General features: G+C 71.7%; 16 protein-coding genes and 1 pseudogene. 4 read left to right on the top strand and 13 right to left on the bottom strand.

Annotated elements, in window-relative coordinates; all coding sequences use genetic code 11:
* Positions 1-12: 12 nt before the first annotated feature.
* From AB0K02_RS12005 to AB0K02_RS11970, 8 genes are all read right to left on the bottom strand, one after another.
* On the bottom strand, positions 13-1,662 hold the full coding sequence (locus AB0K02_RS12005; protein WP_365992256.1) for a carboxylesterase family protein: 1,650 nt from the start codon (positions 1,660-1,662) through the stop codon (positions 13-15).
* Positions 1,659-2,939 (bottom strand): choice-of-anchor Q domain-containing protein, encoded by a 1,281-nt coding sequence (locus tag AB0K02_RS12000; protein WP_365992255.1) that lies wholly within the window; start codon positions 2,937-2,939, stop codon positions 1,659-1,661. Before AB0K02_RS12000 ends, AB0K02_RS12005 begins: the two co-directional genes overlap by 4 nt.
* A gap of 415 nt (positions 2,940-3,354) precedes the next feature.
* Positions 3,355-4,107 (bottom strand): class I SAM-dependent methyltransferase, encoded by a 753-nt coding sequence (locus AB0K02_RS11995; RefSeq protein WP_365992254.1) that lies wholly within the window; start codon positions 4,105-4,107, stop codon positions 3,355-3,357.
* A gap of 138 nt (positions 4,108-4,245) precedes the next feature.
* Complete coding sequence (locus AB0K02_RS11990) at positions 4,246-5,298, bottom strand: alcohol dehydrogenase catalytic domain-containing protein (protein WP_365992253.1); 1,053 nt, start codon at positions 5,296-5,298, stop codon at positions 4,246-4,248.
* 26 nt (positions 5,299-5,324) lie between these two features.
* On the bottom strand, positions 5,325-6,332 hold the full coding sequence (locus AB0K02_RS11985; RefSeq protein ID WP_365992252.1) for an NADP-dependent oxidoreductase: 1,008 nt from the start codon (positions 6,330-6,332) through the stop codon (positions 5,325-5,327).
* Between the two features lie 335 nt (positions 6,333-6,667).
* Positions 6,668-7,132, bottom strand: coding sequence for an SPW repeat protein (locus tag AB0K02_RS11980; RefSeq protein ID WP_365992251.1), 465 nt, complete (start codon positions 7,130-7,132; stop codon positions 6,668-6,670).
* 152 nt (positions 7,133-7,284) lie between these two features.
* The gene (locus AB0K02_RS11975) at positions 7,285-7,968 is read right to left on the bottom strand and encodes a hemerythrin domain-containing protein (protein ID WP_365992250.1); all 684 of its coding nucleotides are present in this window, start codon (positions 7,966-7,968) and stop codon (positions 7,285-7,287) included.
* Positions 7,969-8,025: 57 nt separating this feature from the next.
* Positions 8,026-8,454 carry a DUF4383 domain-containing protein gene (locus AB0K02_RS11970; protein ID WP_365992249.1) on the bottom strand — a complete coding sequence of 143 codons (429 nt, stop codon included), beginning with the start codon at positions 8,452-8,454 and terminating at the stop codon, positions 8,026-8,028.
* Between the two features lie 463 nt (positions 8,455-8,917).
* Between AB0K02_RS11970 and AB0K02_RS11965 the strand changes: the two genes are divergently transcribed.
* From AB0K02_RS11965 to polX, 3 genes are all read left to right on the top strand, one after another.
* Entirely contained in the window at positions 8,918-9,739 is an 822-nt protein-coding gene (locus AB0K02_RS11965) for an alpha/beta fold hydrolase (protein WP_365992247.1), read from the top strand.
* Between the two features lie 335 nt (positions 9,740-10,074).
* Complete coding sequence (locus AB0K02_RS11960) at positions 10,075-10,746, top strand: triacylglycerol lipase (RefSeq protein WP_365992246.1); 672 nt, start codon at positions 10,075-10,077, stop codon at positions 10,744-10,746.
* Positions 10,747-10,801: 55 nt separating this feature from the next.
* Entirely contained in the window at positions 10,802-12,517 is a 1,716-nt protein-coding gene (gene polX / locus AB0K02_RS11955) for a DNA polymerase/3'-5' exonuclease PolX (RefSeq protein ID WP_365992245.1), read from the top strand.
* 230 nt (positions 12,518-12,747) lie between these two features.
* On the opposite strand, the pseudogene AB0K02_RS11950 reads toward polX, so the two are convergent.
* From AB0K02_RS11950 to AB0K02_RS11930, 5 genes and pseudogenes are all read right to left on the bottom strand, one after another.
* A pseudogene (locus tag AB0K02_RS11950) lies at positions 12,748-14,396 on the bottom strand (FAD-dependent oxidoreductase).
* Between the two features lie 69 nt (positions 14,397-14,465).
* Complete coding sequence (locus AB0K02_RS11945) at positions 14,466-15,392, bottom strand: diiron oxygenase (protein ID WP_365992244.1); 927 nt, start codon at positions 15,390-15,392, stop codon at positions 14,466-14,468.
* 410 nt (positions 15,393-15,802) lie between these two features.
* Complete coding sequence (locus AB0K02_RS11940) at positions 15,803-18,124, bottom strand: FtsX-like permease family protein (RefSeq protein WP_365992243.1); 2,322 nt, start codon at positions 18,122-18,124, stop codon at positions 15,803-15,805.
* A gap of 2 nt (positions 18,125-18,126) precedes the next feature.
* Complete coding sequence (locus tag AB0K02_RS11935) at positions 18,127-19,035, bottom strand: ABC transporter ATP-binding protein (RefSeq protein ID WP_365992242.1); 909 nt, start codon at positions 19,033-19,035, stop codon at positions 18,127-18,129.
* Positions 19,032-19,538, bottom strand: a complete 507-nt coding sequence (locus tag AB0K02_RS11930; protein ID WP_365992241.1) for a PadR family transcriptional regulator — start codon at positions 19,536-19,538, stop codon at positions 19,032-19,034. The genes AB0K02_RS11935 and AB0K02_RS11930 overlap by 4 nt, the downstream gene beginning before the upstream one ends.
* 168 nt (positions 19,539-19,706) lie before the next feature.
* On the opposite strand from AB0K02_RS11930, the gene AB0K02_RS11925 reads away from it, so the two are divergent.
* Positions 19,707-20,978 (top strand): ABC transporter substrate-binding protein, encoded by a 1,272-nt coding sequence (locus AB0K02_RS11925; RefSeq protein WP_365992240.1) that lies wholly within the window; start codon positions 19,707-19,709, stop codon positions 20,976-20,978.
* The last annotated feature ends 179 nt before the right edge of the window (positions 20,979-21,157 follow it).

Below are 21,157 nucleotides of genomic sequence, written 5' to 3'. Positions count from 1 at the left end.
TCATCGCGCGGCTCACCGGCGACCGGGGGAGGAGTGCCAGAACGCGCAGTGGTGGTCGGCCGCGAACCCGGTGGTGGGTCCTACCTGGTCCGGGGCCAGCACCTGGACGCGGTCTTCCTCAGCCGTGTAGCGGGGCCAGCGCGGAGTCCCGGGCACGTTGGGATCGCCGGTGGCCGTGAAGCGGGCCCAGTAGGCCGTCATGGTGGCGGACAGCCGTCGCTGGGCGGGCTTCAGGGCCGGTAGCGCTTCCGTGGGGAAGAGATAGGCCAGTTCGGAGGCGTGGAAGGCACCCTGCGGCGTGTGTGGTGCCGGGATGAACGGCGGTGCCTGCGGGTCGTGGAACTCGTACGCGTAGACGGGCGCCCGGGTGCTGTACAGCCGGCTCTCGGCCCGTGCCGGGCAGGCGAACCGCTGGTCGGTGCCGACGGCGGAGTAGGCCAGGTTGGGGGACGGATACGCCCGGGCAGGGTACGTGTCGAGGACCCCGGCCGCGTGTTCTTCGTGCTGCAGCCTGATCAGGGCGGCATACGAGGCAGGGGTCAGCGGGCCGCCGCCCAGCAGATCCACGTACAGAGCGGTGAAGTAGCGGTATTCGTCATGCGTGGTGCCGCTCAGGGTCGGGACAGCGTTCACCCGTCCCTCGGCCCACGCCGCGTGCGGGGGGCGCGGCAGGACGCGCGGCCCGGTGTTCGGGATCCACAAGGACGAGATCCCGGTCCCGGTGGCGCGGATGAGCTCGGTGGTGGGCACGGCCCGCAGACATGCCTTGACGGTCGTCGGCTCGGTGCAGCCGACCGAGGCCGCGAAGTCGCTTCCCCTCCGCTCGGCCACGTCGAGCGGAAGGGGCGTCAGACCGCCGCCGGCGGCGCAGCTTCCGCTCTGCTGGATCGCCCGGTGGAACAGGCCTTTCGCGGTCGGCGAGGCGATGTGGAGGCAGGTGTCCGCCGATCCCGCGGACTGACCGCCCAACGTCACCCGGTTCCGGTCGCCGCCGAAGGCACCGATGTTGTGTCGTACCCAGCGCAGCGCGGCCTGCTGGTCCATGAGGCCGTAGTCACCCGAGGCGTGGTCCGCGCTCTCGGCGGACAGGGCGGGGTGGGCGAGGAAACCCAATGCTCCGAGGCGGTAGTTGACGGTCACCACGACCACGCCCCGTGCGGCCAGTGCGGCGCCGTCGTAGTCGCTGCCCGCGCCGTAGACGTTTCCTCCGCCGTGCAGCCACACCAGCACCGGGAGGGGGCGGCCGCTGGTGACGGTGGGCGTCCACACGTTGAGGTACAGGCAGTCCTCCGTGGTGCTGCCGGTGCGGTTGGACTCCCCGGGCAGGACGGGGCCGCCGTCGGGGAGCAGTGTCAGCGGTAACTGGGGGCAGGGTTGGGCCGGTGCGGTGGCGTCCCGCACGCCGGACCACCGCGCCGCGGGGCGCGGCGGCCGCCAGCGCAGCTCACCGGTCGGCGGGGCGGCGAACGGGATCCCCTGGAAGACCCGCCCGCCGTCGGGGGCGGCCGAGCCCCGTACCCGGCCCTGGTCGGTGCGGACGATCAGGGAGCCGGGGCCCGTATCGGCGCGGGCAGCGGGCGGTTGAAGGGCCGGCGACAGGAGCAGGGCCGCGACGACGGCTGTGGCGCGGACCAGGGTGCGGCGCAGGGTCGGGGTTCTCATCCGTCGCTCCGGGTGGGGGTGGGGGTGGGGGTGCGGTCGGTCGGGACGTGTTCGTAGGCGCCGATGTCGCAGGCGGCGCCCTGGGGGCGGGTGACACCGCGCTGATCGGTGGCCGGGCAGCCGTCGGCCGCGTCCAGGGCGGGGCTGCCCGGCAGCAGCGCGGCCGTGTCCGTGGAGCCGCCGTTGTCCGCGACCGGCGCCAAGAGCGGGACCCGGCTGGGCAGATCACCCACGGCGGTGAGCCGGCAGCTGCCGTCGCCGTCGATGTTGTGCCCCAGCGACGTGATGGTGGCGAAGGCCCTCTCGCAGTCGGCGGCCGCGCCGTTGACGGTGTTGCCCGCGACGACGGAGTTGTGCAGGGTCATACGTCCCAGTGGCAGGTCCACGATGTCGGGGAGGGGCGCGGGCAGGCTGTCCAGGTAGGCCGGTGCGATGTTGATTCCGCCCCCGCCGTCGCTGGAACTGTTCCGCGTGATGGTCGAGTTGAGGATCCGTACGGTTCCCAGGCCGCGGATGTCGATGCCTCCGCCGTACCCGCCGAGGCTGCCGGGCCGGTCGCCGGGGTCCGTCACCCGGTTGTCGGCGACCGTCGAGTTCGTCACGGTGCCGCTGTCGTCGAATCTGATGCCCCCGGCCTCTCCCGCGGTGTTCCGGTTGACCGTGCTGTCCACGAGATCCAGGTGGGAGTCAGGGATGTTGAAGACTCCGCCGCCGTAGCCGGCGGAGTTCCCGGTGACGGCGACCCGGCGCAGCGTCAGGTGCCGTTCGTTGACGATGCCGCCGCCACCGGTGTCGGTGAAGGGCAGCTCGCGCTGTCTGGCCCTTCCCCCGGTGATCGTCACATCGGACATGCGGGTGTCCGCCCGCAGGCGGAAGACCCGGTCCAGGCGGTCGGCGTCGATGACGGTGCTCCGCGCGTCGGCTCCTTCGATCGTGGTGGGTGCGTCGACGTTCAGGTCGCCCGTGGTCGGGTCGGGATGGTCGCCGACGATCAGCCGGGGGTCGGGTGGGATCGTCAGCCGGTAGTGGCCGGGAGGCAGCGTGATCGTACTGCCCGGCCGGGCGTTGGCGGCCGTCACCGCCGCGCGCAGGCTGCAGGCGCCCGACGCGGTACGGCACCGGCCGTCCGACGGGTCGGCGTCCACGGCGTCGGAGGTGGTGTCCACGGTGAACTCCGCCGGCCCGGTCTCGGCGGGAGCGGAGGCACCGGCGGCGGGGTGCGCCGCGGAGGTGAGGAGGACGGTGGCGAGTGCCGCAAGGGTGACTCGGACCCTCATGAAGGGAACTCCTCTCGTCGAGGAATCTGGGTGTGCGAGGACTCGGAGCTGCGAGGGCTTCGCGCTGGTGCGGGATGCGCGGCTCGTGCGTGAGAAGGGGGCGGGGCTGCGCTGGAGCGGCGACGCCGACCGAGGAGGAGAAGAGGAACCGGCTGAGCGGGAGAATCGGGTCCGCGTCTGTAGTGAGCGTTCCATTCAGAGTGGGTCGTGTCCACACACCCACAGAGAATTGACCGAAGCGCAGCGGCTCCGAGGGGCATGGGTGTGCTGCCGAATGCAGCCAATCAGCTGGAAAAGGCCGGTCGTCGACAACGGTGATCGGTCGCGGCCGCGGCGAGGCGGCGCCCGGCCGCCCTCGCCCTCCTCGTCGGCACTCCGGGTGTCCGCCCGCTGTCCAGTTACCCGGCCGGCATGTCTACGCCTTCTTGCGGGCCTCGATGAGGAAGCGCTGCGAATGGGCCACGAAGGGGCCGTGACGCTCCATGAAGCCATGGAGCTCCACCAGGCGGTCACGGTAGGCGTCCACCGTGAACCCGGGGACGATCCAGATCACCTTGCGGAGGAAGTGGACCACCGCGGCGATGTCGTGGAACTCCATCCGGAGGGCCTCCTGACGAAGGCTCACGACATCCAGGCCGGCCGCCTCCGCGCGGGCCACCGCCACGATCGGGCTGCGAGCCGGGTGAACCGGCTGCGGGCCCATCAGGAAATCGGTCAGCTCGCGCACAGAGCCGGCGCCCACATCCTGCGAGAGGTACGTACCGTTCGGGCGCAGGACACGACGGATCTCGTCCCAACGCGTGCAGACCGGGTGCCTGCTGACCACCAGATCGAACTGGTCCGACGGGAACGGCAGATCGTCCGCATCGGCCACCTCGACCACATCGGCATGGAACTTTGCCAGGTTGCGTCGGGCAATCGCCAGGTTCGGCGGCCACGACTCGGTCGCCGCCAGCACCGGCGGTGCAACCGGAACGGAGGCCAGGACCTCACCCCCGCCGGTCTGGACGTCGAGCGCGGCCTCGGCCTTCGACATCCGCTCGGCGAGCAGCTTCGCATAGCCCCAGGACGGACGCTCCTCGGTCGCCCGGCCGGCGAACCAGGAGAAGTCCCAGCCCTCGACAGGGACTGCCTCCCCCTCAGCGACAAGATCTTCGAACGTGGACATGAGGTGAGAATGGCAGGCCGGCGGCCGAGCCCGCACCGGAATTGGACGTCCTCCGGGGTGACCGTCGCCCGCCTCGGACGGGACGAGGCGGGCTGAGGACGGTCAGCGGGCTGAGGAGGTTCAGCGGGTGGAGGACGGTCAGCGGGTGGGGTCGAGAAGGATCTTGCGGACGCCGTCGGAGCGGCCGGCGAACAGCTCGTACGCCGCCGGGCCGTCGGAGAGGGCGAAGCGGTGGGAGACCACGACCTCGGGCTTGATCCGCCCGGCTCGGGTGAGGGCGATCAGGGGAGGGAGCTCGTAGTGCACCGAGCAGAGCCCGATGGCGAATTCGAGTTCCTTGATCTGGGCCAGTCCCATGTGGAAGGGGAACGCCCTGCTCTGGCTGACTCCGATGACGCTGACCCGGCCGGCCTGCCGGACCGCCTTCAGGGCGAGTTCGATGGTGGCGTCCGAGCCGACGGCCTCCACCACGGCGTCAGGCCCGCGTCCGGCGGTCATGTCCCGTACGGCGGTCCGCGTGTCCTCGCCCTCGACCGGCTCGACGCCCAGGGTGGCGGCGAAGGCGCGGCGCTCGGGGACCAGGTCGGCGCCCAGGACCCGCGCGGCGCCCATCGCGAAGGCGGACTGGGCGGCCATGAGTCCGACCGGACCGAGACCGATGACCAGGACGGTCTCACCGGGCTGGATGCGGGCACGGCGGCAGCCGTACCAGGCCGTGGGGGCGTTGTCCGTGAGGACGACGGCGGCTTCGTCGGAGATGCCCTCGGGCAGGTGCACCAGATTGACATCGGCGTACGGCACCGCGAGGGCCTGGGCCTGGCTGCCCGGAAGCTGCGGGCCGACTCCGTAGCAGAGTTCGGTGCTGGACTTGGCGTGCTCGCACCGGGCGGTGAACCCGGCCGCGCAGGACCGGCACGAGGAGCAGCCGACCGAGGCGGGCACCAGAACCCGGTCCCCGGGCTTGAAACGGGTGACCTGGTCGCCGGTGTCGACCACCACGCCGACACACTCGTGCCCCGGTGTGTATCCCAGTTCCGCGCTGAACGGGTTGCCGCCGTAGATGTGGAGGTCGCTGCCGCAGATGCCGGCCGTGGTGACCTGGACGACGGCGTCGGTGGGGTTGCTGACGACCGGGTCGGGGACATCGCCGTAACGGATGTCGTGACGGCCGTGGTAGCTCAGTGCTTTCACCGGACTTCTCCCTCTCCGCCGCCCGGTCAGTCCGCGATCTTCAGCACGAGCTTGCCGTGGTTGTCACCACGGAAGAGGCGCATGAGGGTCTCGGGGAAGGCCGCCACTCCGCCGGACACGACATCCTCGAGAGACGTCAGCCGGCCCTCCGCCCGCCATGTGGCCAGTTGGGCGACGCCCTCGGAGTACCGGTCGGCGTAGTCGAACACCACCATGCCCGTCATGGAGGCGCGGTTCACCAGCAGCGACAGGTAGTTGGCGGGGCCTTGCGGCTTGGTGCTGTTGTACTGCGACACCGCGCCACAGACGACGACGCGGGCACCGCGCGCCAGCCGCGGCAGCACGGCGTCCAGGACGTCGCCGCCGACGTTGTCGAAGTACACGTCGACGCCGTCGGGGGCGTGCTCGCGCAGTGCCTTGCCGACGTCCTCCTTCTGGTAGTCGATCGCGGCGTCGAACCCGAGCTCGTCGACCACCAGCCGGCACTTGCGCTCGCCGCCGGCGATGCCGACGACCCGGCAGCCGAGGATCTTGGCGATCTGCCCGACGACGCTGCCGACCGCTCCCGCCGCTCCTGAGACGACGACGGTCTGGCCGGGCTCGGGGCGTCCGATGTCGATCAGCCCGAAGTAGGCCGTCATGCCCGACATGCCGAGCAGGCCGAGGTACGTCGCCAAGGGGGCCGCCGCCGCATCGACCTTGGTCACGCCGTGCCCGTCCGACACGCAGTACTCCTGCACGCCGAACGCGCCCGACACGTGGTCGCCGACCGCGAAACCGGAGTGCTTGGAAGCGATCACCCTTCCCACCGCGCCGGCGCGCATCACCTCGCCGATCTCCACCGGGCGGATGTAGGACCGGCCCGCGTTCATCCAGCCGCGCATCGCCGGGTCGATCGACAGACAGAGCACCTGCACCAGGAACTCCCCGTCGCCCGGCTGCCCGGCCGGCTCCTCGACGTGCTCCCAGTCGGTGGGCCGGGGCTCTCCCACGGGACGTGCGGCCAGGCGTACCTGGTGGTTGATCCTGCTCATCTCCGACGGCTCCTTCGACGGTCGCGTGACATCGGCGGCCGGTGACGGTCGGCGCGTCGGCGTCGTCACACCATCGACGCGCTCACCGCCCATACCGGCCAGTCGGTATGGGCGGTGAGCCTACGGCTGCCGTCCCGTCGGAGGCAAGAGGGGCCCGGTGCGACGTACGGCGCACCGGACACGGCCCACCCGGTGGCACGTGCGGGCGTGGCGGCTGAAGGCGGTCCCGCGGCGAGGCGGTGTCCGGCCTGGGCGCGGCCGGGCCGGTGCGGCACCGGGCAAGGAGACGGCCCCGGCGCGCTTGTCGTCGGGGCCGGTTCGTCGAGCGAGGGCGGTCAGCTGATGGGGCTGCGCCGGCTTGCCCGACCGGATCCGCCGCCTCCGCCTCGGGCACCTGCCGCAGCGGCCATCGCCAGGCCGCAGAGCAGGGCGACCACGCCGACGATGATGTTGCTGACGACGCTACGGGTGGTGGCCATGTCGCCGGATACGACCCAGGGGGAGATGATCGTCCAAGCGCCGATGGCGCACGCCGCCCACGCCATGGCGTGGGTGCGCTCGTATGCGGAGCCGAACCCGCCCAGGCACAGGGCGAAGGCGATTCCCGTGATCAGATTGCACACGGCCAGGTTGGTCAGCCCGCTGAAGCCGGCGATCCATGGCGAGGCCGCGAGGTACAAACCCGTGAGAAGGGCCAGTGTCTCGACGGCCTGGGCGCGCGGCGTGGTGGTCGCCCGCTCGAAGCGGGAACGCATCTCGGCCAGATCCGGGTGCTGCCCGATGTCTGCGTGTGTGGTCATGGTGCGCCGCCTCCTGTCAGCAGCCTTATGTGTCCTTTATGTCCATGGAACGTCTGTCCGGACAGCCGGTCAACCGGAGGAAAGGCCCCGCCGCTGCCGCACCGGACGGCCGTCGGCGGGCAGGGCCGCCGCTGATCGAGTGCGGCGACGGGTCAGTGATGCGCCCGTGCTCGCCGGACTGCCCACCAGGCAGTGACCAGTGCCGCCGTGATCATCACGAGCCTCCGGCCGCCTCCGGTCGGGGCACCGCCACGGAACAGGTCGCGGGCCCGGTCGAACGCGCTCAGCGGGATTCCGGCCACGGCGTTGCGGGGCGGGCGTCGGGACACGGACGGATGGGGGTGTGTGGGGGCGGTGCGTCGCACGGTCTCCCACGTGGTGCCCAGCCGGCGCAAGCGCGCGGGATCGTGATGGAGCGCTTCCTGCAGTCGCGGCAGGAGCACGTCTTCCTCGTCCTGGATGTCCTGCCGTATGAGGGCGAAGGCCCGGTCGACCAGCTCGTCGCGGCGGGGGTCGGCGGGCCTGGTGCGCTCGATGTCGGCGACCAGGTTGTTGATCTCCTGGTGCTCCCGCTCGACCCGTGAGGTGAGCTCTTCGCCGTCGTCTGCCAGCCGCCGCAGTGCGGGCCACAACACGGTCTCCTCGGCGAAGGCGTGGCTGAACGTCAGCTGGACGATGTGCTCCAGTGTCTGCTGCCGTTCCTGTGCCGGTTGGCCGCCTCCTGTGTAGAGGTTCATGAGGCGGTCGAGCTCGCCGTGGTCACGACGTTGCCGGGCGAGGACGCTTGCGTCGCCGCCGAGTTGCTCGATGCTCTGCTCTGTGATGGAGGGCGACATCGGTTTCTCCCAGGGCTTGTCGCGGTCCTCGGCGCGAGGAGCACGGAACCCGAGCGTTCAACGACGTGACGTCAGCGTGGTGCGTCGAGTCAGCAGGAGCCCCAGCGCGATCATGCCGGCGCCGAGTGCGAGGTGGAGCCAGTTGTCAGCGGTGTTCAGCGGTACGAAGTTGGCGGCGCTGTCGTGGTCGATGATCAGTCCGTAGATCCACAGCACCAGGTAGACGAGTCCGCCACCGATGAGGAACGTGCGGGCGGTGGCGGCTGTGCGGGCCATGGCGAGGCCGGCGACACCGAACAGCAGGTGCACGATGTTGTGAAGGATCGACACCTGGAAAAGCGCCAGCAGCTTCGCTTCCGAGTCGTGCGCGGCGAACTTCATGGTGTCGTAATCGGTCGTGACGCCGGGGACGAAGCCCAGGATGCCGACGAGGAGGAATACCGCTCCCACGAGCATCGCGGCTTGCTGCACGGGTGACCTGGTCATAGGGGTGCGGTGAGTGCTGGCCATGACGTGCCCTTCGTGACGCTCGGCCTCTGACGACCCGCGGGTACCCGGGGCGCGCCTGCCTAAAGCCGTCGGTGTCAGTGAATGCGCCGTTTCGCGGTGGTTTGTCGCGAGGCAGGTAGCGGCCGAGGGCGTGGGTGCGTCCGGACAGCTCGTACGGCAGCCCGGTGCGGCCCGGTGTGACCCGGGCCGCCTTCCGGGCTGGTCAGGGCAGGCGCTGCGGAACCCGGTGGGTTGACACGCGAGTAACCTCCGCGCAAAATCGCGGCACCGCACGACATTGTCGAACGGCGTTCGGGCCAGGACTCCTCAAGGGGTCCACCCTCTGGTGCCGGCGAACGGACGTGATCAGCGCCGTACCCGGTGGCAGCCAGATACCGCCGCCGACCACCGCAGCCACGACCTGTGGTTCCCGCTTCCGCTCGCCCCAGAAGGACACCCCGTGCCGAGACTGCGCCCCCTCCTCGCCGCCGCCGCTCTCGCGGTCACCGCTGCCATCGCCCAGCCCCTCCCGTCCGCCGTCGCCGAGACCACCGATGTCTCTCCGCCCGGAGCCAATGACTGGTCGTGCCGGCCCAGCGCCGAGCATCCCGACCCGGTCGTGCTCGTGCACGGAACGTTCGAGAACATGGCCAAGAACTGGCCGACGCTCAGCCCCAGGCTCAAGAGCGAGGGCTACTGCGTCTTCGCGCTGAACTACGGCGACAACGCCATCGGGCCCATCGCCGAGTCGGCGAAGGAGCTCGACTCGTTCGTCGGCGCGGTGCTCGGTGCCACCGGCGCGCGCAAAGTCGACCTCGTCGGACACAGCCAGGGCGGGATGATGCCCCGCTACTACATCAAGAACCTCGGCGGTGCGACGAAGGTCGACGATCTGGTCGGCATCGTTCCCTCCAACCACGGCACCCAGGGCCTGATCCCCGTGCCTGCCGGGTTCGAGAACACCCCCTGTCCGGCATGCGACGAGCAGCAGGCCGGGTCGCAGTTCCTGACCGATCTGAACGCCAGGGACGAGACGCCCACCGGCCCCGACTACACCGTCGTCACCACCAGGTACGACGAGGTCGTCACGCCGTACACCAGTGCCTTCCTGGACGGATCCGCCCGCGAGGTCACCAATGTGACCCTCCAGGACGCCTGCCCGCTGAACGCCATCGAGCACGACCAGGCCCCCAACGACCTGGTGGTCCACCAGTGGGTCCTGCACGCGCTGGAGCGCACCGGTCCGGCCGACCCGGCCTTCCTGCCCTCCTGCGTCGCCTGACGGCTCACGCGCCTGCCGCACGCATCTCGCGGCACGTACCCGCAGTGCCGGTCCGTGCCCGTGAGCCCCGGTGCCGGTGACCGGCCCGGGGCTCAGCGGCCGTTGTGAAGTATTTCCCGCACACGTCTTGCCAGCAGCCGGATACCCGGCAGTAACCTTTCGCTACCCCCGTACGGCACCGGTGCCTCATCCCTGCGGTTTCCGCGGACACGCGTCCGTTCCGCGACCGCTCAGGTCTTTCCGTGACCCGGGAACGACACGCTCTGGACAGTTTCCCCAGTGCCCCCGCGCTGTCCCACTTGCCGGAAAACCATGAGGTGACCGTGAGAAAACGCATGATCGTGGCTGCTTGGGCCGCCCTGCTGCTGCCCCTGGGGTTCGGGACTCCGGCCGGCGCAGCCGCCACGTCGACGTTCAACTCCTCCAGCCATCCCGTCCTGTTCGTCCACGGCTACAACGGCAGCGCTTCGAACTGGAACACCATGGTGAGCCGGTTCAAGAACGACGGCTGGCCCGCCGCGTACCTCGATCAGTGGAGCTACGACTCGCGCCAGTCCAACGCCACCACGGCCCAGCAACTGGCCGGTGAGGTCGACCGGTTGCTCGCCGCCACGGGAGCCTCGCAGGTCGATGTCGTCACCCACTCCATGGGCGGGCTCTCCTCGCGCCACTACCTCAAGAACCTCGGCGGCGATGCGAGGACCGGGGCATGGGTGTCGCTCGGCGGACCCAACCACGGCACCGACACGGCCAACGGCTGCTTCGACGCCTCGTGTGGCGAGATGCGCATCGGATCGGACTTCCTGACCGCCCTCAACTCCGGTGACGAGACACCGGGACCCCCTCGGTACGCGACCTGGTGGTCGCCGTGCGACACGGTCATCAACCCCGACAGCAGTGTCGCTCTCACAGGCGCAGGCAACACGCGGACCGCGTGCCTGAGCCACAACGGACTGCTCACCGACGCCACCGTCTACGCCCAGGTCCGCGACATGATCAACAGCTGAGCCGTCCCGACCGCCCTGCGCTGCCCGTATGCCCGCGCGGAAGCATCCTGGAAGCATGGTGCGAGCCAACGAGGAGGTCCAAGCGCTCCTCCAGGAGTACGCCGACCTCATCGCCATCACCGGAGGCGACGCCTTCAAGGCGCGTGCGTACGAGAAGGCCGCCCGTGCGGTCGGCGGCTACCACGCGGACGTGTCCCAGCTGGACGCCGGGCAGCTGCGGGAGATACCCAGCGTCGGCAGATCCATCGCCGACAAGATCGTGGAGTTCCTGCATTCCGGACATGTCTCGGTCATCGAGGAGCGCCGGGAGGCCATCCCGGCCGGCGTCCGCGAGCTCATCACCATCCCCATGCTCGGTCCCAGGAAGGCCATGGTCCTCTACGAGGAACTGGGCATCTCCTCCGTGGACCAGCTGCTCGACGCCATCCACGAGGAGCGGCTGCGCGACCTGAAGGGCTTCGGCGAGAAGACCGAGGAGAACATCCTCCACGGCATCTCCTTGATGCAGAAGGCCGGCGACCGCATTCTTCTCGACGCGGCGATGGACACCGCCGAACAGATCGTCGCCGAGCTGTCCCGCGTCACCGGCTGCGGACGATGCTGCTACGCCGGGTCACTGCGCCGCATGCGCGAGACCATCGGCGACATCGACATCCTGGTGGCCGCGGAACAGCCCCGCCCGTTCATGGACGCGGTCGCCGGCCTTCCGTACACCGCCGAGGTCATCGCCCGGGGCGAGAAGAAGACCAGCATCCGCACCACCAAGGGACTCCAGATCGACGTCCGGGTCCTGCCACCGGAGTCCTGGGGAGCCGGACTCCAGTACTTCACCGGGTCGAAGGCCCACAACATCCGCACCCGTGAGATCGCCGTGGGCCACAAGCTCAAGCTCTCCGAGTACGGACTGTTCCGCGTCAAGAGCGGCAGGAAGATCACCTCGGAGACGGAGGAGGAGATCTACGCCCGCCTGGGACTGCCGTGGATTCCCCCGACCCTGCGCGAGGACCGCGGCGAGATCGCCGCCGGACTGCGCGGCGAACTCCCCGACCTGCTCGACGAGGCGGACATCCGGGGCGACCTGCACACGCACACCGACCTCACGGACGGTCTCGCCTCGCTGGAGGACATGGTCACCGCGGCGGCCGAACGCGGCTACGACTACTACGCGATCACCGACCACGCCCCCGACCTCGCCATGCAGCGCATGACGAAGGAGAAGATCCTCGCCCAGCGCGAGCAGGTACGGGAACTGGACCGCCGGCACCACGGCATGCGGCTGCTGCACGGCACGGAACTCAACATCGGCCCCGAGGGCGAGGTCGACTGGCCCCTCGACTTCCTGGAGACCTTCGACCTGTGCGTGGCCTCCGTCCACTCCCACTTCAACCAGAGCCGGCAGGATCTCACCCGCCGTCTCGTACGCGCCTGTGAGAACCCGTGCGTCGCCGTCATCGGTCATCCCACCACGCGGCTGCTCGGCAAACGCCCCGGCATCGACGCCGACTTCGACGCGGTCTTCGAGGCCTGTGCGCGCACGGGCACCGCCCTGGAGATCAACGCGCATCCGAACCGGCTCGACCTGTGCGACGAGGACATCCTGCGAGCGAAGCGGTACGGCGTGAAGTTCGCGGTCGACTCGGACGCCCATGCCACCACGCACCTGCCGTACATGCGCTACGGAGTCGGCACGGCGCAGCGTGGCTGGCTCACCGCGGACGACGTCATCAACACCTGGCCGCTGACGAAACTGCGCCGCTTCCTGCGGCACTGATGTCGGGGGCGGCGTGGAGTGCCAGTGCTGCCGTACTGGCCTGTCCGCGGTTCGGTGTGTCCACGGTTCGGTGCGGCACCGGCGACCCGACGGCGGCCGGGAGGTGCGCGGACGACCTCGCGCGGCCGACGGCTCGCGCTCTCGGCGCCGGGAGCCCTCGGCGCCGCCGGTGCCTTCGCGGCGCCGGGCCGTCCGGTGCGGTGCACCGGACGGCCCCCGACCTCTGTGCCTCAGCGCGACAACGTCCAGCGGCCTCCCTTGGCGGCGGCCACCAGTTCGGGCACCGTGGCCAGCTTGACCCGTGGCCGGCCCGCCCGGCGGCCACGGGTCAGCTCGGCGCGTTCGATCGCGGCCAGGCCGCGGGCGTCGACGACCTGGCGGTTGCGGCGGCGGGCGAGGCGGTGGAACGCCTTCGGTGAGGCCGTCGGCGTGGGCAGCGAGCCCGCGACGGCATCGGCGAGGAGCGTGCCCACCGTCTCGGCGGCGCACGTGCGGTTGGCGCCGATGCCCCCCGAGGGCCCGCGCTTGATCCAGCCCACGACGTACGTCCCCGGCCGGCCCGTCACCCGGCCCGCCTCGTGCGGGACGGTGCCGGTGGCCTCGTCGAACGGCAGCCCGGCGACCGGCACACCGCGGTAGCCGACCGCCCGCAGCAGCAAGCCGGCCACCACCTCCCGCTCGCCGGAGTCACCCGTGACGCGTACGGCACGGACCTTCTCCGCGCCGAGCACCTCAGCCGCCGAGGAATGGAACCGGAAGACGATGCGACGCCCCGGCGCGGGCGGGAGCGAGAAGTCGACGCGGTCGCGGGCGACGCCCTGGATCACCGCGGCCTTGTCCTTCGGCCCGGCCGTGTCGATCGACGTGCCGGTCCGCGGATCGTGGTCGTCCACGACCAGCTCCACACCGTCCAGGTGCCTGAGCGCGAGCAGTTCGGACCGGGTGCACGCCGCGTCCTGCGGGCCCCGGCGCCCGAGCAGCACCACCTCGCGCACCGAGCCGGCGCGCAGGGCCGCCAGGGCGTGGTCCGCGATGTCGGTGCCTGCCAGCGTGTCGGGGTCCGCGACCAGGATGCGGGCGACGTCGAGGGCGACGTTGCCGTTGCCGACCACGACCACGCGCTCGGCGGACAGGTCGATCGCGTCGGGCGCGAGATCCGGGTGGGCGTTGTACCAGGCGACGAACTCCGTCGCGGAGATGCTGCCGGGCAGGTCCTCGCCGGGGATCCCGAGCCGGCGGCCGGCGGAGGCGCCCACGGCGTAGACGACCGCGTCGTGGTGTGCCGCCAGTTCCTCCGCTGTGATGTCCGGCCGACCTCCAGGCCCAGGTGCATCCGCACCCGGGGGTGCGAGTGGAACCGCCCGAAGGTGTCGCCGACCTTCTTCGTCGCGGGGTGGTCCGGCGCCACCCCGTACCGGACGAGGCCGCCGGCCACCGGGAGCCTGTCCACCAGCGTGACCGCGGCGTTGGTGTGCAGCAGCAGGTCCTCGGCGGCGTACATGCCGGCCGGGCCCGTGCCGACGACCGCGACCCGGATCGGCGCGAAGTCGGACGGCAGGCTGCGGTCGAAGGCCGGCTCGCCCCAGGAGTGGAAGTTCGGGCCGTCGTCGGCCGGTCGGGGCTCCTCGTCCTCGAAGTACTCCGCGTTGATCCGGGCGTACTCCTTCTGCGCCGCGGGCAGGCTGTCCACCGGGAAGATCGCGTCCACCGGACAGGCGTCGGCGCACGCGCCGCAGTCGATGCACGACTTCGGGTCGATGTACAGCATCTCCGTGCTGCCGAAGGCGCGCTCCTGCGGCGTGGGATGGATGCAGTTGACCGGGCACACGGCGACGCAGGTGGCGTCGCCGCAGCAGGTCTGGGTGATGGCGAAGGTCATGTCGTCAGCTCGGTTCGGCTCGGATTCGGCTCGGATTCGGCTCTGTCGGTCTCGGCTCGGCCGGCGCGGTCAGATCAGGCTCGCGCGCCTGTAGAACATCAGGGCCGGCCTGGTGAGCAGCCGGGCCGAGGCCAGGAACTCCATCAGGCCCGCGCAGCTCGAGCGCATCAGCGACTTGTGGTGCTCGTTGGCCTTCGCCTCGCCGACGGCGCGCTTGCCGTCGAGTCCGGCGTTCGCGTAGACGTCCTTGTTCACCATGCTGGTGACGATGACGTAGGAGGCGATCGCGATGAGGACGGCGTGGATCTGGCGGCGCAGCCATCCGGCCTTCTCCAGGTGCCTGCGCGTCTCGTCGCGGGCGAACTTCATGTGCCGCGACTCCTCGACGACATGGATGTTGTTGATGGTGCGGACGAACGGCACCACCCGCTCGTCGCGCATCCAGTCGCGCTGCATCACGTCGAGGACCTCCTCGGCGACGAGGATCGCGGCGTACGCGGCCTCGCCGAACGCAACCGTCTTGAAGACCCTGCCCAGTTCGACCGCGATCCGGTGCGGGCGGTACGCCGGTGCGCCGAGCTTCTTCGCGCCGCGGGCGAACATGACGGAGTGCCGGCACTCGTCGGCGATCTCGGTCAGGGCCCACTGGAAGCCGGCCTGGGTCGGGTCCTTGGCGTAGATGTCGCGAAGCACCATCTGCTGAAGGATCATCTCGAACCAGATACCGGTGCTGGCGACCGACGCGGCCTCCTGCCGTGTCAGCTCCTTGCGCTGCGCATCGGTCATCTCCCGCCAGTACGCCGTGCCGTACAACGTGCTCCACTCCGGGCTCGCACCGTGGAAGTCCTTGTCCAGCGGCGTCTGCCAGTCCACCTCCGTGGCCGGGTCGTACGACAGCGTCGCGGCCGATTCGAGCAGCCGCCGGGCGACGTCGTGGTCGCGGTCCTCGTCGGGGGCTCCGTCCTGGATCTGAGGCCGAACGGTGCTGCTTGCCATGGTGCGGCTCCTCGATGCGGTGGGTGGTGTTCCTTGCTCGCTGGTGCGGGGTGGGGGGTGCGGGGTGCGGGGTGCGTCGGGGCGACGGCAGGGCTGTGCGGCCGCCGGCCGCGGCTCGTGCCCACGCGGCGGCCGGCGGCCCGCGAGATCACCGTCGCCGCCGCTTGTTAGACGGACCGTATAGTAAGAGAGCCGCTCCGGCCTACCCCCGGGTAAGAAATCGTCAACGGCGGCCCGGCGCAGGGGGACTGGGGGCGTGGGGCTCCCGAGGAGGCCCGGCTCAGGGACGGCAGGCCGACGCGGCACCCATCTGCCGGACGTCCGGCACGAGGGCTCGGGAGAGGCCCGACGTGCCGAGCCGCCCGACGCCGCGGCCGACCCGACCGCCCGCAGTCAGCCGGCCCGTCGGCTCACAGCGTCTCGCTGAGCGAGTCCGCCAGCCTGCGACGGGCCGTCCGGGTCGCCGGAACCGAGGCCGCCGCCACCGCGCCGAGCACCGCAGCGGCGACCAGCGCCGACAGCACCGGCAGGGGCGGCAGTTGCGCGATGCCCGCGCCCATGCCGCCGGCGCCGCCCTGGGCGTCCACCAGCCGCCGGCCCGCCACGGCGCCCACCACCGTCCCGAGTACGGCGGACAGCAGCGCGGTCAGGCCGGCCGCCGTCACGATCACCGCCCCGATCTGGCGGGGCGTCAGGCCGATGGCCTTGAGGGCGAGCAGGTCACGGCCCCGGTCGCGTACGCCCGTACCGATCAGTGTGAGCAGCTCGATCAGGCCGATCAGCGCGAGCACCCCGATCAGCGCGGCGATCACCCCGCGCGCCGGTTCCAGACGGTCCGCCGGGTTGGGCGTCTCCCGGATCTCCAGCGCGCCGCCGCCCGCCTCGGCGAGCTCCGCGCTGACCGTGCGCGGGTCGGCGCCGTCGCGCAGCACCAGCGCGTGGAACCCGGGCCGCAGGCCCGGATCGCGCTCGCGCAGGGTGTCGACGGTCGTCGAGACGATCCGGCCGCCCGACTCCGGTTCGATGCTGCGCCCGACGATGTGGAGGATCTGCGGCCGTCCCTCGACCGTCATCCGCACCCAGTCGCCCACCCGTACGCCGAGCAGGTCCAGCAGCCCCTGGCCGGCGACCGCCTCGTCGGGGCCGTCGGGCGCCCGGCCCTCCACCACGGCGGACGGGTACGGCTCGTCGGCGGTGCCGAGCCCGCGCAAGGTGATGGTGCCCGTCTGGCCCGGTACGAGGGCCGCCGTCTCCACCCCGGGATGGACAGCGCTCACGTCGTCGACACCGGCGAGGATGCGCTCCAGCTCCGCCTCGGTCGGACCCCCCGGCTGCTCGGCCCGTACGGTCAGGGCGGCCGGCAGCCCCACCCGGTCCGGGTCGCTGCGGAACTGGTCCAGGGTCGACCAGGCGACCAGCGCCACGGTGATCAGCACCAGCGGCAGCGCGAGGCGGAGCACCGCCGCCACCGCGCCGCCCCGGCGCGCGAACGCGGCGCGCGTGCCGAGCACGAGGGCCGGCGGCACCCGCATGCCGAGCGCCCGTCGGCCGAGCGCGGTCATCGGCGCGGCGGTCGGCAGCGCCGCCCGGGCCACCGGGACCGCGGGCACGCGTCCGGCCCGCCAGGCCGCGAGGCCGGTCGCCGCCGCGATGAGCAGCACGGCACCGCACGGCAGGCCGATCATCAGGGCCGTGTGACCGGGCAGGTCCTGCCACAGGGCCACCGCGTCACCGATCCGCCCCGGTATCCGCGACCCGAGCGCGGCGATCGCGAGCGTGCCGAGCGCGACGCCCAGCAGCGCGAAGGCCAGGTGCTGCACGAGGAAGCCGCGGACCACCTGGCCGGGTGTGAACCCGACGGCCTTGAGCACGGCGATGTCCCGGAGCTGGCCGCGCACCCGTGCGGCGATCGCCCCCGACGCGGCGAGAGCCGCGGCCAGCAGCGCGCCCGTCCCGAACACGGCGAACAGCTGCCCCAGCAGCCGGTCGTCGCCGCCCGCCTCCGCCCGCGCCTGCTGCCACTTGGTGACCTGGGCGACGCGGTCGGCGCCGAGGAGCGTCACCGCGCGTTGGACGATGAAGTCGGTGTCGTCCGGGTCGTCCAGCCGCAGGCCGACGGTCTGCCCGCCGCTGCCGGGGGCGACCCGGTCGAGTGTGCCGGGCAGCACCCAGCCGATGCCCGGCTCGCCCCCCGGCCGGTACCGCGGCTCCGCGGCCTCCGCGACGCCCGAGACCCGCAGCGTGCTCGTCGACCCCTCCGGCCCGGCGACCCGCAGCGTGTCGCCCGGCTCCACCCACAGGGCCCGGGCGACCGACGTCTCCAGCACGACCGCGGCCGCGCCGCCGTCGCCGGACGGCGTGAGCCAGCTGCCCGAGGTGACCAGCGGCCGGGCGGTCCCCGGGGGCCGGGCGCCGGTCGCGCGCAGTTCGAGGCCGGCCCGTGCCCCGCGCGACTCGACCGTGGTCGTCGCGGTGCGGTACGGCCCGGAGAGCGCGGCCACGCCGTCGAGCCGGGACAGGCCGGTGGTGTCGGTTCCGGCGCGCGTGTGCAGCCAGATGTGCGCGCCCTGCGACTGGTTGAAGACCCGCTGCCAGGGGTTGGCCGCGTACCCGAACAGCGCGCCGGCCAGGAGCAGCGAGGCGATGATCCCGGCACTGGCGAGGACGACGAACAGGGCCTCCCCGCGGTGTGCCCGGAAGTCGGCGTGCGCCCAGCGCAGAGTCGCGCGCACGGTCAGTCCCCCAGTTCGAGCACGCCGGAGACGCCGCCGCCCGCGGCACGGTGCCCGGTGCCGAGCACCGCGTCGTCGGCGATGCGCCCGTCGAAGAAGCTGATGACGCGGTCGGCGGCGCTTGCCATCCGGGCGTCGTGGGTGACCATGACGATCGTCTGTCCGCGCTGGTGGAAGCGGGAGAGCAGCCGCAGCACCTCGCGGGTGCCCTTGCTGTCGAGGCTGCCGGCGGGCTCGTCGGCCAGCAGCAGCGCGGGGTGGTTGACGAGTGCCCGGGCGAGCGCGACACGCTGCTGCTCACCGCCGGACAGTTCGCCCGGCATGGACTTCTCCCGGCCCTCCAGCCCGAGCTCGGCGAGCAGTTCGGCGCGGGAGGCGCGCGCGGCCCGGGGCGACGCCCCGGCGAGCAGCGCCGGCAGTTCCACGTTGTCGGCGACGGTGAGGTTGGAGACGAGGTTGAAGAACTGGAAGACGATGCCGATGCTGCGGCGCCGCAGCACCGCCCAGCGGGCCTCCCGGTAGGCGTCGACCTGCTCCCCGCCGATCCACAGCCGCCCGCTGTCGGGCCGCTGGAGGCCGCCGATCAGGTGCAGCAGCGTCGACTTCCCGGCGCCCGACGGCCCCGTGACCGCGACGAATTCCCCGGGCCGCACGGTCAGGTCCACCCCGCGCACGGCGTGCACGGGGGCGCCCTCGCCGTGGTGGGTCTTGGTCAGACCCTCGGCGCGCACGATGGGTGTGCTCGCGGGTGGGGAGGGCGGGGCGTCCGGGTGCGGCGAGGAGTCCGGGCCGGCGTCGGCGCGGCCGCGGCCGCCCGGAGCGCCGGACGGCCGGACACCGCGGCCCCGGGCCTCGGACCCGGCCGTGCCGGGCAGCGCCCGGCGGCCGCCGGACGGCGCGTCGTGGCTCATTCCAGCTCCTCCTGACAACGTTCCAGCCAGTCGAGGTCGGCCTGCAGGTGCAGCATGGCTCCCTCTATCAGCAGCTGGGAGAACCTGTTGTCCCGGTCCTCGGACGCGGCCAGCTTCGACAGTTCCCGCATGGTGTTGAGGTACTGCCGCCGCTGCCTGTTGATCAGCACGATCGGGTCGGCGAGCCCAGACTGCGGCGCGAGCGCGAGCTTCATGAAGAACTCGTCCCGCACCCGCGGCTCGTCGGTGGTCTCCTCGAACCAGGCCAGCACGGCCTCGCGCCCGGCGTCGGTGAGCCGGTACGTCCGCTTGTTGGGCCGGCCCGACTGCTCGACGTCCTCGCCGTCGATCAGTCCGCTCTTCTCCAGCCGGCCGAGGGTGACGTAGATCTGGCCGACGTTCGGCTGAGGGTACGCGGCGCCCAGGAGCTTCTCAAGGTCCTGCTTGAGCTCGTAGCCGTGCGCGGGGCCCCGGGTGAGGAGGGCCAGGAGCGGCAGCCGCACGCGCTCCCCCTCTCTCCCGCTGCGTAGTCTGCTGTTGGCTGGGCAGTGGCACGTCCGGTCCGTCCGCCCGCCCCGTCTGCCTGGGCCTCTAGTATCGCCCATGCCTAACGGGTATATATAGGCCACGATGGTCGGCGGCGCAGCCGGATCGTGCACCGGGAGGAACCTATGCGGTGGATGCGTGCCGCGGGTAGGGGACTCCTGGCCGCGGCAGTGGTCCTTGCGGGATGCACCGGACTCGACGCGCGCGCCGGGGGAGCGGAGCCCGCCGGCCGGGGGCCGATGACGCTGGTGACGGCCGGCGACCTGACCGGCTATCTCCCGCCGCTGCTCGAGGACTGGAACGAGGAGCACCCCGGCGAACGCGTGACGCTCGTCGAGCTGCCCGAGTCGGCCGACGAGACCCGTGCGCAGATGATCAGCGAGCTGCGCTCGGGCAGCGACCGGTTCGACGTGCTGAACATCGACGTGGCCTGGACCTCGGAGTTCGCCGCTGCGGGGTGGATCTCGCCGCTGGAGCGCGACCGCTTTCCCCTGGACTCCTTCCTGAGTCCGGTGGTGGACACCGCGACCTTCGACGGGCGCCTGTACGCCGTCCCGTACGTGACCAACGCCGGGCTGCTCTACTACCGCCAGGACGTGCTGGACCGTGCCGGCGTGAAGCCGCCCCGCACCTGGGCCGAGCTGGCCCGCCAGGCCCGCACCCTCGCTCCGCGCCACGGCCTCGACGGATACGCGGGCCAGTTCCTGCCGTACGAGGGGCTGACCGTCAACGTCACGGAGGCGGTGCACTCGGCGGGCGGCTCGATCCTCCGGGACGACGGCGACCGGGTCACCGTGGACTCGGACGCCGCGCGTGCCGCCTTCTCCTTCCTCGCCGACGGTGTGCGCGAGGGCTGGATCGCCCGCGAGGCCCTCGGCTACAAGGAGGAGGAGTCCCGCCGGGCCTTCCAGGAGGGCCGGCTGCTGTTCCTGCGCAACTGGCCCTATGTGTACGCGGACGCGAGCGCGAAGGACTCCGAGGTGGCCGGGCGGTTCGGCGCGGTGCCCCTGCCCGGCTCCGACGGCCCCGGCACCAGCGTGCTCGGCGGCTCCAACCTGGCGGTCAGCAGCCATGCGCGCCACCCCGAGTCGGCCGCCGACCTGATCGCCTACCTCACCAGCGAGCGGGTCCAGCGGAAGGTCCTGACCGAGGGGTCGCTGCCGCCCGTGCGTGCCGCGCTGTACGAGGATCCGGCGCTGATCGCCGCCCATCCGTATCTGCCGACCCTGCGCCGGAGCGTGCTGTCGGCCGTGCCGCGCCCCAAGTCCGCGCGCTACGACCAGGTGAGCCTCGCCGTGCAGGCGGTGGCGCAGGACGTCATGGCGCTGCGCCAGACGCCCGAGCAGGCGGTCGAGCGACTGGCGCGCGAGCTCGGCGCCATTTCCCGCACCGACTGAGCCCATCGTCACCTCCCCAGGAGCCTCTACTTACATGTTAGGTAGAGGCTCCTCGCTATTGAAGTCCCCATAGCGGAACAAAACACCCCAGCTTTCGGTGGTTTACGTACGGATCGTTGACACCTCTGCGTCATGGCTACTTAACATGCATGCATAACAGCGCACCCGATCCGGGGCGC

The organism is Streptomyces sp. NPDC049597 (genome assembly GCF_040675505.1).
In the GTDB taxonomy this organism is placed as follows: domain Bacteria; phylum Actinomycetota; class Actinomycetes; order Streptomycetales; family Streptomycetaceae; genus Streptomyces.
This window is presented reverse-complemented; position numbering and strand designations above follow the sequence as displayed.

Coding starts and splice junctions, on each gene's coding strand:
- AB0K02_RS12005 (WP_365992256.1), bottom strand. CDS start 1,662: ATGAGAACCCCGACCCTGCGCCGCACCCTGGTCCGCGCCACAGCCGTC.
- AB0K02_RS12000 (WP_365992255.1), bottom strand. CDS start 2,939: ATGAGGGTCCGAGTCACCCTTGCGGCACTCGCCACCGTCCTCCTCACC.
- AB0K02_RS11995 (WP_365992254.1), bottom strand. CDS start 4,107: ATGTCCACGTTCGAAGATCTTGTCGCTGAGGGGGAGGCAGTCCCTGTC.
- AB0K02_RS11985 (WP_365992252.1), bottom strand. CDS start 6,332: ATGAGCAGGATCAACCACCAGGTACGCCTGGCCGCACGTCCCGTGGGA.
- AB0K02_RS11980 (WP_365992251.1), bottom strand. CDS start 7,132: ATGACCACACACGCAGACATCGGGCAGCACCCGGATCTGGCCGAGATG.
- AB0K02_RS11975 (WP_365992250.1), bottom strand. CDS start 7,968: ATGTCGCCCTCCATCACAGAGCAGAGCATCGAGCAACTCGGCGGCGAC.
- AB0K02_RS11970 (WP_365992249.1), bottom strand. CDS start 8,454: ATGACCAGGTCACCCGTGCAGCAAGCCGCGATGCTCGTGGGAGCGGTA.
- AB0K02_RS11960 (WP_365992246.1), top strand. CDS start 10,075: ATGATCGTGGCTGCTTGGGCCGCCCTGCTGCTGCCCCTGGGGTTCGGG.
- polX (WP_365992245.1), top strand. CDS start 10,802: ATGGTGCGAGCCAACGAGGAGGTCCAAGCGCTCCTCCAGGAGTACGCC.
- AB0K02_RS11945 (WP_365992244.1), bottom strand. CDS start 15,392: ATGGCAAGCAGCACCGTTCGGCCTCAGATCCAGGACGGAGCCCCCGAC.
- AB0K02_RS11935 (WP_365992242.1), bottom strand. CDS start 19,035: ATGAGCCACGACGCGCCGTCCGGCGGCCGCCGGGCGCTGCCCGGCACG.
- AB0K02_RS11925 (WP_365992240.1), top strand. CDS start 19,707: ATGCGGTGGATGCGTGCCGCGGGTAGGGGACTCCTGGCCGCGGCAGTG.